This window comes from Acidiphilium cryptum JF-5, from assembly GCF_000016725.1.
GTDB classification, from domain to species: Bacteria; Pseudomonadota; Alphaproteobacteria; order Acetobacterales; family Acetobacteraceae; genus Acidiphilium; species Acidiphilium multivorum.
Genome location: NC_009484.1, coordinates 1,340,869 through 1,353,401, shown reverse-complemented (window position 1 = coordinate 1,353,401; position 12,533 = coordinate 1,340,869). Strand labels below are relative to the sequence as shown.

10 protein-coding genes and 2 pseudogenes are annotated in these 12,533 nt (G+C 69.7%); 8 read left to right on the top strand and 4 right to left on the bottom strand.

What is annotated here, in order from left to right:
- Position 1: 1 nt before the first annotated feature.
- From rfbC to rfbB, 3 genes are read right to left on the bottom strand one after another with little or no spacing between them, the layout of a single operon-like run.
- Positions 2 to 556 (bottom strand): dTDP-4-dehydrorhamnose 3,5-epimerase, encoded by a 555-nt coding sequence (gene rfbC, locus ACRY_RS08495; protein ID WP_011941644.1) that lies wholly within the window; start codon positions 554 to 556, stop codon positions 2 to 4.
- Positions 553 to 1,434 (bottom strand): glucose-1-phosphate thymidylyltransferase RfbA, encoded by an 882-nt coding sequence (gene rfbA, locus ACRY_RS08490; protein ID WP_011941645.1) that lies wholly within the window; start codon positions 1,432 to 1,434, stop codon positions 553 to 555. Before rfbA ends, rfbC begins: the two co-directional genes overlap by 4 nt.
- A complete protein-coding gene (rfbB, locus tag ACRY_RS08485) occupies positions 1,431 to 2,486 on the bottom strand; it encodes a dTDP-glucose 4,6-dehydratase (protein WP_011942080.1) in 1,056 nt (351 codons plus the stop codon). Before rfbB ends, rfbA begins: the two co-directional genes overlap by 4 nt.
- Before the next feature lie 225 nt (positions 2,487 to 2,711).
- Between rfbB and ACRY_RS08480 the strand changes: the two are divergent.
- The 8 genes and pseudogenes from ACRY_RS08480 to ACRY_RS08445 all read left to right on the top strand — a co-directional run.
- Positions 2,712 to 2,906, top strand: a pseudogene (locus ACRY_RS08480) (transposase); the annotation flags it as partial.
- Between the two features lie 113 nt (positions 2,907 to 3,019).
- Positions 3,020 to 3,520, top strand: a pseudogene (locus ACRY_RS19080) (integrase core domain-containing protein); the annotation flags it as partial.
- A gap of 7 nt (positions 3,521 to 3,527) precedes the next feature.
- Entirely contained in the window at positions 3,528 to 4,682 is a 1,155-nt protein-coding gene (locus tag ACRY_RS08470; protein WP_007422000.1) for a M20 aminoacylase family protein, read from the top strand.
- Between the two features lie 3 nt (positions 4,683 to 4,685).
- Entirely contained in the window at positions 4,686 to 5,909 is a 1,224-nt protein-coding gene (locus ACRY_RS08465; RefSeq protein WP_011942078.1) for a hypothetical protein, read from the top strand.
- A gap of 12 nt (positions 5,910 to 5,921) precedes the next feature.
- Entirely contained in the window at positions 5,922 to 6,677 is a 756-nt protein-coding gene (gene recO / locus ACRY_RS08460; protein ID WP_011942077.1) for a DNA repair protein RecO, read from the top strand.
- Positions 6,667 to 8,901, top strand: a complete 2,235-nt coding sequence (gene parC, locus ACRY_RS08455; RefSeq protein WP_011942076.1) for a DNA topoisomerase IV subunit A — start codon at positions 6,667 to 6,669, stop codon at positions 8,899 to 8,901. The genes recO and parC overlap by 11 nt, the downstream gene beginning before the upstream one ends.
- Positions 8,888 to 10,954, top strand: a complete 2,067-nt coding sequence (locus ACRY_RS08450; RefSeq protein WP_011942075.1) for an FUSC family protein — start codon at positions 8,888 to 8,890, stop codon at positions 10,952 to 10,954. The genes parC and ACRY_RS08450 overlap by 14 nt, the downstream gene beginning before the upstream one ends.
- Positions 10,951 to 11,478, top strand: coding sequence for a YqhA family protein (locus ACRY_RS08445; protein ID WP_007421475.1), 528 nt, complete (start codon positions 10,951 to 10,953; stop codon positions 11,476 to 11,478). Before ACRY_RS08450 ends, ACRY_RS08445 begins: the two co-directional genes overlap by 4 nt.
- Here ACRY_RS08445 and ACRY_RS08440 read toward each other — a convergent pair.
- Positions 11,469 to 12,467, bottom strand: coding sequence for a glycosyltransferase family 61 protein (locus ACRY_RS08440; RefSeq protein WP_231295382.1), 999 nt, complete (start codon positions 12,465 to 12,467; stop codon positions 11,469 to 11,471). The two genes, ACRY_RS08445 and ACRY_RS08440, sit on opposite strands and share 10 nt — an antisense overlap.
- Positions 12,468 to 12,533: the final 66 nt, after the last annotated feature.

Genomic DNA, 12,533 nt, shown 5'->3' with positions numbered 1-12,533 from the left:
GTCAGAGCCTGAACCAGGGTTCGGCCTCGGCCAGGCGGGGCAGGAGATTGTCCTTGTCGGAGAGGAGGGCGGTGCCGGCGGGGACGGGCCAGGGCAGGGCGAGATCGGGATCGTTCCAGATGACGCCGCGTTCGGAGGCTTTGTCGTAGGGGGCGGTGACCTTGTAGACGACCTCGGTATCGGGCTCGGTGGTGCAGAAGCCGTGCAGGAAGCCGGGCGGGATCCAGAGCTGGCGCCCGTTGGCGGCGGAGAGCTCGGCGGCGGCGTGGCGGCCGAAGCTGGGCGAGCCGTGGCGGATGTCGACGGCGGCGTCCCAGATCGCGCCGCGGATGCAGCGGACGAGCTTGCCCTGGGCGAAGGGGGCGAGCTGGCAGTGCAGGCCGCGGATGGTTCCGGGGCGGGTGGAGGAGGAGTGGTTGTCCTGCACGAAGGTTTCGGTGAAGCCGAGGGCGGCGAGCCTTGCCTGGTTCCAGGTTTCGCTGAACCAGCCGCGGGAATCGGCGAAGCGGGGCGGGGTGATGAGCATGACGCCGGGCAGGTCGAGCGGCTCGATCATGCGGCCTCTCCGTCGGCGAGTTCGCGCAGGACGCGGCCGAGCTCGGTCTTGCCGAGGCGGGCGGCGTGGCGGCGCAGGGTGTCGGCGTCGATGAAGCCCATGCGGAAGGCGACTTCCTCGGGGCAGCCGACGAGCTGCCCCTGGCGGGCCTGGATGGTCTGCACGAAGGTTGCGGCCTGGAGCAGGGAGTCGGGGGTTCCGGCGTCGAGCCAGGCGGTGCCGCGGCCGAGGCGCTCGACGGCGAGGGAGCCGTCGTCGAGATAGAGGCGGTTGAGATCGGTGATCTCGAGCTCGCCGCGGGCGGAGGGTCGGATGCGGCGGGCGAATTCGGTGACCCGGCGGTCGTAGAAATAGAGGCCGGTGACCGCCCAGCTGGAGGCGGGGGCGGCGGGTTTCTCGACGATGTCGATGGCGCGGCCGGCGCTGTCGAAGGTGACGACGCCGTAGCGCTCGGGATCGCGCACCTGGTAGGCGAAGACGGTGGCGCCGGCCTCCCGGCCGGCGGCCTGGCGCAGCGCGAGCGAGAGATGATCGGCGTGGATGAGGTTGTCGCCGAGGGCGAGGGCGCAGGCCTCGCCGGCGAGCCAGTCCGCGCCGATCAGGAAGGCCTGGGCGAGACCGTCGGGCGAGGGCTGGGCGGCATAGCCGATGCGGATGCCGTATTGGCCGCCGTCGCCGAGCAGGCGGCGGAACTGGGGCAGGTCCTGCGGGGTGGAGATCAGCAGCAGGTCGCGGATGCCGGCGAGCAGCAGGGTCGACAGCGGATAGTAGACCATCGGCTTGTCGTAGACGGGGAGGAGCTGCTTCGAGGCGGCGAGGGTGGAGGGGTGCAGGCGGGTGCCGGAGCCGCCGGCGAGGATGATGCCCTTGCGGATCATGCGGCGGTACCGAGGCGCTGGCCGGCATAGCGGCGGGCGCGGATGGCGCGCCACCAGGGCTCGTTGGCGAGATACCAGTCGACGGTGCGGGCGAGTCCGGCCTCGAAATCGTGGGCGGCGCGCCAGGCGAGGGCGGCCTCGCTGCGGGCGGGGTCGATCTCGTAGCGGAAATCGTGGCCGGGGCGGTCGGCGACGAAGGTGATCAGCCGCTCGCGCGGGCCGGCGGGATCGGGGCGGCGGGCATCGAGCAGGCGGCAGATGGCGCGGACGACGTCGAGATTGGAGCGGGGCTGGCGGGCGCCGATGGCGTAGGTCTCGCCGGGCGTGCCGGTGAGGGCGATGGCGAGGAGCGCCTCGGCGTGATCCTCGACGAAGAGCCAGTCGCGCAGGTTGGAGCCGTCGCCATAGACGGGCAGGGGGCGGCCCTCGAGGGCGTTGATGAGCACCAGCGGGATGAGTTTCTCGGGGAACTGCCAGGGGCCGTAATTGTTGGTGGTGTTGGAGACGATGGCGGGCAGGCCGTAGGTGTGCCGCCAGGCGCGGACGAGATGGTCCGAGGCGGCCTTGCTGGCGGCGTAGGGGCTGCGGGGGTCGTAGGGGGTGGTTTCGGTGAAGGGGGGATCGCCTTGTTCGAGGGCGCCGAACACCTCGTCGGTGGAGATGTGGTGGAAGCGGAAGCGGCGGCGGGCGGGCTCGTCCAGGGTGGCGAACCAGGCGCGGGCGGCCTCGAGCAGGACGAAGGTGCCGGTGATGTTGGTGTCGATGAAATCGCGCGGCCCGTCGATCGAGCGGTCGACATGGGATTCGGCGGCGAGATGCATGACGATGTCGGGCCGGTGCGCCTCGAAGACGGCGCGCATCGCCGCGGCATCGGCGATGTCGGCGCGGATCAGGCGATGGCGCGGATGCCCCAGCGCAGCGCCCAGCGCGTCCTCCGAGGCGGCGTAGGTCATCTTGTCGACGGTGACGACCTCGTGCGGCGTGCTCGCCACAAGCCGACGGACAACCGCAGAACCAATGAAGCCGCAGCCCCCGGTGATCAGAAATCGCATTGCTTGCCTTGTAAATTTTTTGTCCAAAAAGCGAACTCACGAACAATAAACGCTACCATGATTGGCGTTGACAATAAACACAGCCGGATATGGCGTTGCGGCCAACGGGCCCGAGAGCCTGGTCGTAAAAGATAGTTGAGTGATTTCAGAAGATTATAATTCTGCCGGCTTGCAACAACAGACGGGGTCGCGGTGATCTGGACTGAAATCGCTTGGATTTTTCGCATGAAGGAGGGCCGGGATGGAAGGAATCACAAGCCGGAAGAGATTATCGACAAACTTCGTGAGCCTGAAATTGCGTTGGCGGAAGGCGGGACGGTTGTGGATGCGTGCCGTCGGATCGGTATCACCGAGCCGAGCTACGACCGCTGGCGCAAGGAGTATGGCGGGCTGAAGATGGGCCAGGCACGTCGGACTCGTCATGCCGACATCCTATTTGGAAGTTGGAGCCTCCTGTCTTTTGGAATCCGCCATGAAGGATGAGGCAGGCGGCATCCCGCGAGCCTCTGGGACCATCAACGAAGCCCGCTTGCCGGGTCGCGCGGGAACTGACCCGTCTGATCGGGTGCCGCGGCCGGCCCGGCATGACCGTTTCCGGCCACGGCACCGAGTTCGCCTCGGACGCCACCCTCGTCTGGTCGAAGGATCACGGGGTGGAATGGCACTAGATCGGGCCCGGCAAGCCGATGCAGAACGGCCATGTCGAATCCTTCAGCGGCCGCATGCGCGACGAGCTTTTGAACGAGAGCCTGTTCTTCGGCCTCGATCATGCCCGCGCCGCCATCGCTGATTGGGTGGCGGATTTCAATGCCGCGAGGCCGCACTTCTCGCTCGGCTACCAGACCCCGGCGGACTATGCCGAGGGCCTCACCGCAATCGGTACCGAACGGTGTAACAGAAGCGGCCGAGACTCCAATCGCACACGGATGAAAGTTCGGGGGCAGGTCAGAGACATTCTTTTCAGGCCATTCGCGCGCCCCCTTGCCGCAGGGGCGCGGCGGCGCATACTCTGGACCGAGAGCTCATACAGGTGATCGATCCATGCCCGACACGCACGCCCAACGCATCGCGCCCACGCTCACCGAATGGCGCCGATACCTGCATCAGCACCCCGAACTCTCGCTGCGCGAGGAAAAGACCGCCGCCTTCGTCTGCGAGAGGCTGAAGGAACTCGGCATCCCCTTCGAGTCGGGCATTGGCGGGCATGGGGTCGTCGCCACCCTGCGGCGCGGCGGCAATCGCAGCGTCGGCCTGCGCGCGGATATGGACGCGCTGCCGATCACCGAGGCGACGGGGCTGCCTTACGCCTCGAAAACGCCGGGCGTGATGCATGCCTGCGGGCATGATGGCCACACCACCTCGCTCCTCGGCGCGGCGATGTTGCTGCGAGACGATCCGGACTGGTCGGGTACGGTGCATTTCGTCTTCCAGCCGGCCGAGGAGGGCTTCGGCGGCGCCCTGGCGATGATGGAAGACGGGCTCTTCCGCCGCTTCCCGATGGAGCGCATCTTCGGCTACCACAACTGGCCGGGGGTCGAGGCCGGCGCGATCATGATCCATGACGGGCCGATGATGGCCCAGGGCGAGCGCATCGGCATCACCATCCACGGCCATGCCGGCCACGCCGCGATGCCGAACCTAACCGCAGACCCGGTGGTTTGCGCCGCGCAGATCATCGTCGCGCTGCAATCGGTGGTCTCGCGCAACATCAACCCGCTCGATGCCGCGGTGATTTCGATCTGCGTGCTGCGCGGTGCCGAGGCCGACAACCAGATTCCGGACACGGTGACGCTGCGCGGCACGGTCCGCGCCCTGCTGCCGGAGGTATTCGACCATGTCACCGGCCGCATTCGCGAGATCGTCGCCCATACGGCCTCCGCGATGGGCTGCCGCGGCGAGGTGATATTCGAGCGCCGCCTCGCCGCGACGATCAACCACAAGGACGAGGCCGCACTCGGCCGCCGCGTGGCGCGGGACCTTGGCATGCCCGTGCTGACCGATCTGCCGCCAACCATGGCAAGCGAGGATTTCGGGTGGTATCTGCGGGAAATTCCTGGCGCCTATGCCTGGATCGGCAACGGGCCGGCCACCGAGGGAGCCTTCCTGCACAACCAGAACTACAATTTCAACGACGAGATCCTGCCCATCGCTGCCGGCTATCTCGCATCGACGGCGAAGGCCGCCCTGGCGGGCTGACGCGTGCCTGCGCCGGACGATTTCCGCTCGCACACGTCCGCTCCGCTTCCGGCTGGAACCCGCCGCGACATCGCCCGCCGGTTGGCCGGCGGTCCGACCGGCCCAGACGACCCGGCTTCGGGATCGCCGGCCGGCGACGCGGCGGCATCGGTGCGCGCGGCGGTGGCCGGGCGGATCGGGCTCGTGTGTGTCGCCTGGCCTGGTTTCGCGCATCCACTCTGGCTGCGCGCCGGGAGTGGCGATGCCGAAGCGGCCATCACCGCGCTGCGGGATGGCGTGGCAGGACTCGATCTGCCGTTCCTGCCGCACCGGATCATGGTGATTGGCGATGGATATCTTGCCGTCGCCCTCGCCGCGGCGTTTCCGGCCGCCGCCGTTGCCAGCATCGAACCGGTGCCCGGGCGCGCCCGGCTGCACGCGCTGAATACGCTGCCCTGGCGGCGGATCTCCGCCATCCATAACCCGGTCGGCATTGCCGGCGCCCGCCTCGCCGTGATGACCGATCCGGCAACCGGCGCCGAGCGGCTGGTGCCCGATCCACGGGGCGGTATCGTCACGCTCGGCTTCGAGCCTGTGTTGCGGCATCTCGGCTGGGGCGAGGCCGATCTGCTGATCGTCGATCCCGCAGCCTGCCCCGATCTCGCCAATCCGGCGATCGATGGCGTGCTGGCCGCCTTCCGCCGCGTGATGATCCATACGGGCGGAACAACGATTCCGTCCGATCTGATCGCCCGGTTCCCGCCGCCCGCCTGGCGGGCCGGCACCGTGCCGAGCCATGCCGTGTTCGACCGTGCTGCCTTCGGCCCGCAACCGGCGTCGCGTCGGCAACCGGTTTTCGACATCGCTGGCGATCCGCTGGCCTGCACGCTGCCCGGGCGCGGCTGGAGGCCGGTGGGCGAGACGGGTTTTTGCCTCGCTCCTGCCGGCGAAGCCCCGGTCCGGCTCACGCTGCGCTGCTTCGCCGCCGGTCCCGCAGCCTTCGAGGCGCAGCTGCGCCTGCTGCCCGCGCCGGGCCCGGCGCTGCGTCTGGCGATCGGCTTCGCGGCGGCCGGCAGCGGGCGGGAGATCCATCGTGCCGCCCACGAGATCCGGCCCGGTGAAACCCGGCACTGGCGCTTCGACCTGCCGGTCTATTTCGGCGAGGTCGACATCTCGTTCGAGGTCGCGGCGCGCGATGGAACCGGGGAAGGCGGCTGGCTCGAAATTCGCGACCCGGCTTTTCTCTGAGCAGGGCTGCGCATGGAATGGAGCGAACCCGCGATCGTCCTCAGCGTTGCCGCGTTCGGCGAGAGCGATCTGCGGACCATCGTCCTGGCCGAGACGCATGGCGCCTGGCACGGGCTGGCGCGCGGCGGGGCGGGGCGGCGCGGGGCGCCGATCTGGCAGGAAGGCAATCTGATCAACGCCCGCTGGGTCGCGCGCCTGCCGGAACAGCTCGGCAGCATCAGCGGGGAGCTGGTGCATCCCGCCGCCGCGATCGCGATGGCGGACCCGCTGGCGCTGGCGGTGCTGCGCGCGGCCTGTGCCGTCGCGGCGGGTGCGCTGCCGGAGCGCGAGGCGCATCGCGGCGCGTTCATCCGGCTTGCGCGGCTACTGGGCGGCATCGGCATCGCCGGCACTGCGCTGCCGGCGCTGGTGCGCTTCGAACTCGAATTGCTGCGCGAGCTCGGCTACGGGCTCGATCTGTCGTCCTGCGCGCTGTCCGGGGCGGCCGAGGATCTCGCCTTCGTTTCGCCGCGCACCGGCCGCGCGGTGGCGCGCGGCGCAGCCGGCGATTGGGTGCCGCGGCTGCTGAAGCTGCCGGCCTTCCTGCTCGACGAGGATGCCGCGGACGATAAGGCCGACCTTGCTGCCTGCCGCGACGGGCTGGCGCTGACCGGCCATTTCCTCGCCCGCGATGCGTTCGGCGCGCGCCATGCCCCGCTTCCCACGGCCCGGCTCGACCTCTATGACCGGCTGACCCGCAGACTGAACGGAGACGACGATGCCCGATGATCTCCTGGGCAATGTTCAGGACACGAAACTCGCCACCGCCCTTTCCGAGCGGTACCTTGCCTATGCGCTGTCGACCATCATGGCGCGGTCGCTGCCGGATGTGCGCGACGGGCTGAAGCCGGTCCATCGCCGGCTGATCTTCGCGATGCGCCAGCTCCGGCTCGATCCGGGCTCGGGCTTCAAGAAATGCGCCCGCGTGGTGGGCGACGTGATGGGCAAGTTCCACCCGCATGGCGACATGTCGATCTACGAGGCGCTGGTTCGCCTCGCGCAGGATTTCGCCTCGCGCTACCCGCTGATCGAGGGCCAGGGCAATTTCGGCAATATCGATGGCGATAACGCCGCGGCGATGCGCTACACCGAAAGCCGGCTGACCGAGGTTGCCGCCGCGTTGCTGGAGGGGATCGACGAGGACGCCGTCGATTTCCGCCCGACCTATGACAACGAGGATACCGAGCCCGTCGTCCTGCCCGGCGCGTTTCCCAACCTGCTGGCCAATGGCGCGGCCGGCATCGCGGTCGGCATGGCGACGTCGATCCCGCCGCACAACGCGGCCGAGCTGTGCGCCGCCGCGATCCACCTGATCCGCCATCCCGAGGCCGACACCGCGGCCCTGCTCGATTTCGTGCAGGGGCCGGATTTCCCGACCGGCGGCGAGCTGGTGGAGGACCGCGCGACCCTGCTCTCCGCCTACGAGACCGGCCGCGGCTCGCTGCGCGTGCGGGCGCGCTGGAGCCGCAGCGATCTCAAGGGCGGGGCGTGGCAGATCGTGGTCACCGAAATTCCCTATCAGGTGCAGAAATCCCGGCTGATCGAGCAGGTCGCGCAGCTGATGGCGGAGCGCAAGCTGCCCTTGCTGGGCGATATCCGCGACGAAAGCACCGAGCGCGTGCGCATCGTGCTCGAGCCGAAATCGCGCACCGTCGATCCGGACATGCTGATGGCGAGCCTGTTTCGCGCCACCGCCTTCGAGCAGCGTTTCAGCATGAACATGAACGTGCTGGACGCCGACCGCACGCCGCGGGTGATGGGACTGCGGGAGATGCTGCGCGCCTGGCTCGATCACCGGCACGAGGTGCTGGAGCGGCGCTCGCGCCACCGCCTCGCCGCGATCGCCCGCCGGCTGGAAATCCTCGAAGGCTATCTCGCGGTCTTTCTCAATCTCGACGAGGTGATCCGCATCATCCGCACCGAGGACGAGCCGAAACCCGCGCTCATCGCCGCCTTCACCCTGACCGACACCCAGGCCGAGGCGATCCTCAACATGCGGCTGCGCAGCCTGCGCAAGCTCGAGGAGATGGAAATCCGCAAGGAGCACAAGGCGCTGACCGCCGAGCGTAAGGCGCTGGATGCGATGCTGGCCGACCCGGCCAAGCGCTGGGCGCGGATCGAGACCGAAATCGAGGCGACGGCGAAGACATTCGGCGGCGGTCCGGGCGCGCGGCGCACCACGATCAGCGGTGCTGTGCCGGTGACCGAGGTGGCGGTCGAGGCGCTGGTGGAGCGCGAACCGCTCACCGTGATCCTGTCGGAAAAAGGGTGGATCCGCGCGCTCAAGGGCCATGCCGTGGCCGAGGCCGAGCTGAAGTTCAAGGAAGGCGACCGGCTGAAGGCGCTGTTGCGCTGCTCCAGCCTCGACCGCGTGACGGTTTTCGCGACCAATGGACGCGTCTACAGCCTGCGCGCCGCCGACCTGCCGCGCGGGCGCGGCGATGGCCAGGCGATCCGGCTGATGGTCGATCTCGGCAACGAGGACGAGGTGGCGGCGCTTTTCATCGCCGATCCCGAGGCGCGCTATCTCGTTGCCGGCACTGACGGACGGGGCTTCATCATCGCCGGTGCCGAGCTTGGCGCGGAAAAACGCACCGGCAAGCAGATCCTCACCGTCCGGCCGGGGCAGGAGGCAATGCTGTGCCGGAAGGTCGCGGGGGACCACCTCGCGGTGATCGGGCAGAACCGCAAGCTGCTGGTCTTCCCGCTCGAGCAGGTGCCGGAGATGGCGCGCGGTGCCGGCGTGATCCTGCAGAAATACAAGGATGGCGGGCTGGCCGACGCCAAGGCCTTTACCCTTGCGTCCGGGCTGAGCTGGCGGCTGGGCGACAAGCAGCGGACGGAAACGCGGCTCGCCGAATGGCTCGGCGCGCGCGGCCAGGCCGGAAGGCTGCCGCCGACGGGCTTCCCGCGGTCGGGCACGTTCGGCCCGCCGGACGATGACGCCGGCTGATGCGCCCTCCCGGCTGACCGATCGTGCAGGGTTGCCGCTGACGGGCGGCAGCCTCGCGCTGAACTTCCGCGCCGTCTCCCTGCTCGAGGGAATTCGTGCCGCGATTGCGGTCGCCGGCACGCTCGCGGCGGGCGCCCTGCTGGACCAGCCGCAACTCGCCCTCGCGGCGCTCGGCGCGCTGCTCGCCTGCTTTACCGATCCAGGCGGCGCGCTGCCGGCCCGCCTGCCGCCGATGCTGATCTTCGGCGTGGCCGGCGCGATCTGCCTCGGAGGTTTCGGGCTGCTGGACGGCGCCAGCCCGTTGCTTGCCATTCCCGTCGCGGGGCTTGCCATCTTCTGCTGCAGCCTTGCCCGCATCTACGGGCAGGGCGGATTGCTGACCGGCAACCTGCTTGCCGTCACGATCGTGCTGGCGCTCGACATGCCGACCGGCTCGCCGGTCGCCGCATTGCATGCGGCCTTCGGCTTCTGGGCCGGCGCCGCGGAAGCCGCGATCCTGACCCTTGCGCTCTGGCGCATCCGTCCGTTCGGCCCGGCGCGCGCGGCCTTGGCGGATGCGGCGCTCGCGCTGGCCGAGCTCGCCCGCGATCTTGCCGAACGCGAGGCCGATGCCGGCGGCGAGACCGGGTTCGATTTGCACGCCCGCGGCCATCGCCGGGCCGTGCGCGAAGCGATCGAGCGCGCCCGCGCCGTCACCCAGGCCACCCTGCGCCGGCGCGGCGTGGCAAGCCAGCGGGCGAACGCGCTCGTTCTTCGCCTGGCCACTTTTGACCAGCTGTTCGGCGCGCTGATCGCGCTGGGTGAGGAAATGGCCGCGCGCGGCGCCGACGATCCCGCCGCTCGCCGCGCCCTCGCCGGCATCGGCGACCTGCTGGGAGCGATGGCGCCCGAACTCGAAGCCGGCCGCACGCTGGATACGGCGCCGCTCCGTGCCGGGCTGGAGGCTCTGCGCGGCACGGTCTCCTCGGCGAAGGGCGATCCCGCGCTGCGCCGTCCGCTGGCCGCCGCGCTCGACCGCCTTTCGGTGCTCATCACCGTCTCGAATGCGCCGGGCGTCACGGCCGCCGACGAGATCGTGCCGCCCGACCTGATGGCCACGATCCTTGGCCCGTTGCGGTCCAATCTCAGCCTGGCCTCGGTGCCGCTGCGCCACGCCCTGCGCTCCATGCTGGTCGCAATCCCGGCGCTCGCCTTCGTCGCCTGGCTCGGCAACCCGTTCGGCCATTGGCTCGCCATCACCGTGATCCTTGTGCTGCAGCCGCATTTCTCGGCCACATGGATCCGCGCGATCGAACGCGTCGGCGGTACCGCGGCGGGCGGGCTGGTTGCCGCCGCCATCGGCCTGCTGGTTCACACCAGGCTGGAACTCGCGGTGGCGATGGTGCCGCTCACGCTGTTCGCCTTCGCCGTGCGCGGGGTGAACTACAGCGCCTGGGTCGTTCTGCTCACGCCGATGATCGTGCTGCTGATCGAGCAGATCGATCCGGGGGCGAATCAGTGGGTCGTCGCCGCCTCGCGCGTCGGTTTCACGCTGGCCGGCGGCATCCTCGCGGTTGCCGCCAATCTCGTGCTCTGGCCGAGTTTCGAGGGTAACCGGCTTGGCGCGGCGCGGCGCGACGCCATTGCCGCGCACCGCACCTATCTCGTCGCGACCTTCGCGCATCTGACCGCCGACGCGCCGCCGCCTGAGGCCGCGCGCCGGCAGGCGGGGCTGGCCAGCAACAATCTCGAAGCCTCGATTGCGCGGGTGATGATGGAGCCGCATCGCGACGACGACCCGCTGCTGCGCGCCGCGATCGTCACCGATGCCGCCTTGCGCCGCACGGCCGGCAGGCTGGCGGCACTCGCCCTCGAGCCCCGCCCGGAGGCAGCGGCCCGGGTCGGCTGCCGGGCCTGGGCCGAGGCGCTCGCCGCCTGGTTCGATCCCGACCTGCCGGACCCGCCGCCCTTGCCGCCGCCGGTGGGCCTGCCCGCGATCGATGACGGGCTTGCGCGGCTGGCCCGGCAGGCGGAACTTGTCCGTGAACCCGTGACTTCGGAGACCATCGCATGAGCGATCAAGGCCCAACCCGCCGCAATGGTGGCGTGGTGCGCATTATCGAGGCGCTGCTGTTTGGCGGGCGCTGGCTGCTGGCGCCGCTCTATCTCGCGATGCTGGTGCTGCTGGCGCTGATCGTCGCCCGTTTCATCGTCGAGCTCATCCATGCGGCACCCGGACTGATCGCGATGAGCGAGACGCAGGTGATCATGGCGACGCTGTCGCTGATCGACCTCTCGCTCACCGCCAACCTGATCGTGCTCGTGATTCTCTCGGGCTACGAGAATTTCGTCGCCCGCATCACCCTGGCGGAGGGCGACCGCCGGCCGGAATGGATGGGCAGCATCGATTTCGGCGCCCTCAAGCTGAAAATGCTGGGGTCGATCACGGTCATCGCCGCGGTCCATGTCACCCGCGTCTTCCTCGAGGTGCGCACCGAATCAGACCGCGTCGTGCTGTTCCAGTCCGGGCTGATGCTCGCGCTGGTGCTCACCGGCGTGCTTCTCGCGCTGACCGACCGGCTCGCCGGTCACGACTGAAGCAGCGCCGCGAGGAAGCGGCGGAACCGGTCGGGCTCGACCCTGTAGGCCTGCGGCGCGGTCTCGTGGATGCCTTCGCTCAGCAGGCCGATCCGCTGGCCGCGCAGTGCGGCGATCGCCGACTGGTCGAGCGCGTGGCAGCGGATCACCCCGGTCACGCAGTCCGGCCCGGCGAAGATCGCGTTGTGCAGGCCCGAGCCCATTGGCCCCACGATCGCCCGCGCGCCGGCGAACAGCCCGACCTGTTCGGCGAAGGGCAGGGTTTCCGGCCGCAGCACGGCGAAGCCGAATTCGTCGCGGGCGATGGCGGCGATCTCGCTCTCGTTGACGTAGCGGCGTTGCGGCGCATCGGGATTGGCGAAATCGCCGCGGGCGACGAAGATCCGTGGCACGGGTGCTGCTGGCGGGCGGGTTGTGCGGGCGATGAAATCGTCGATCAGCGATCCGGTCAGCGGATGATACCCGCCGCGCCGGCCGAGCAGCGGGAGGATGATGGCGCGGTCGAGATCGAGTTGCTCGTGCGCCGAGTCGAACCAGATGGCCTGTTCGGGATCGATCCCGAGATGATCGTGCAGGATCGCGATGAACCAGTCCGGCATCTGGCGGTCGAGTACCGGGAGGGCGCCAGACAGCAGCGGCGAAAACCGGGCGGCGAGCAGCAGCTTCGGCAGCATCTCGATCAGCAGGTGGCCATAGACCCGAACGCCCCAGCCGTGAAAGACGAAGGCCGGCCGCGCCTCGCGCCGCGGCGGCAGGGTGGCGAAGCGCGCCGGCATCGCCCCGTCATCCTCATGCACGATGCGGCGGACATAGACGGGCATGACGCTCTCTTCATCGAGCAGCGCGCCGCCATGCCATACCAGCCCCGGCCCGGCGAGGCGCGCCCGCATCGGCCCGAGCAGGGCGAGATCGAAGGCCTCGCGCGGCGCCTCGGCGTGGAGCCGGATCCATTCCGGCGCAATGAATTCCGGATCCGCCGGGTGTGGCATGGGAAGCGGCGCCGGCATCGCGGCGGCGGCGAGGCGGATCCGCGGGATCGCGCCGCCCGCCGCGCG

What these genes read in the sequence shown, in the direction of transcription:
- rfbC (WP_011941644.1), bottom strand. Translation starts at nt 556, where the DNA reads ATGATCGAGCCGCTCGACCTGCCCGGCGTCATGCTCATCACCCCGCCC.
- rfbA (WP_011941645.1), bottom strand. Translation starts at nt 1,434, where the DNA reads ATGATCCGCAAGGGCATCATCCTCGCCGGCGGCTCCGGCACCCGCCTG.
- rfbB (WP_011942080.1), bottom strand. Translation starts at nt 2,486, where the DNA reads ATGCGATTTCTGATCACCGGGGGCTGCGGCTTCATTGGTTCTGCGGTT.
- ACRY_RS08470 (WP_007422000.1), top strand. Translation starts at nt 3,528, where the DNA reads ATGCCCGACACGCACGCCCAACGCATCGCGCCCACGCTCACCGAATGG.
- recO (WP_011942077.1), top strand. Translation starts at nt 5,922, where the DNA reads ATGGAATGGAGCGAACCCGCGATCGTCCTCAGCGTTGCCGCGTTCGGC.
- parC (WP_011942076.1), top strand. Translation starts at nt 6,667, where the DNA reads ATGCCCGATGATCTCCTGGGCAATGTTCAGGACACGAAACTCGCCACC.
- ACRY_RS08450 (WP_011942075.1), top strand. Translation starts at nt 8,888, where the DNA reads ATGACGCCGGCTGATGCGCCCTCCCGGCTGACCGATCGTGCAGGGTTG.
- ACRY_RS08445 (WP_007421475.1), top strand. Translation starts at nt 10,951, where the DNA reads ATGAGCGATCAAGGCCCAACCCGCCGCAATGGTGGCGTGGTGCGCATT.
- ACRY_RS08440 (WP_231295382.1), bottom strand. Translation starts at nt 12,467, where the DNA reads ATGCCACACCCGGCGGATCCGGAATTCATTGCGCCGGAATGGATCCGG.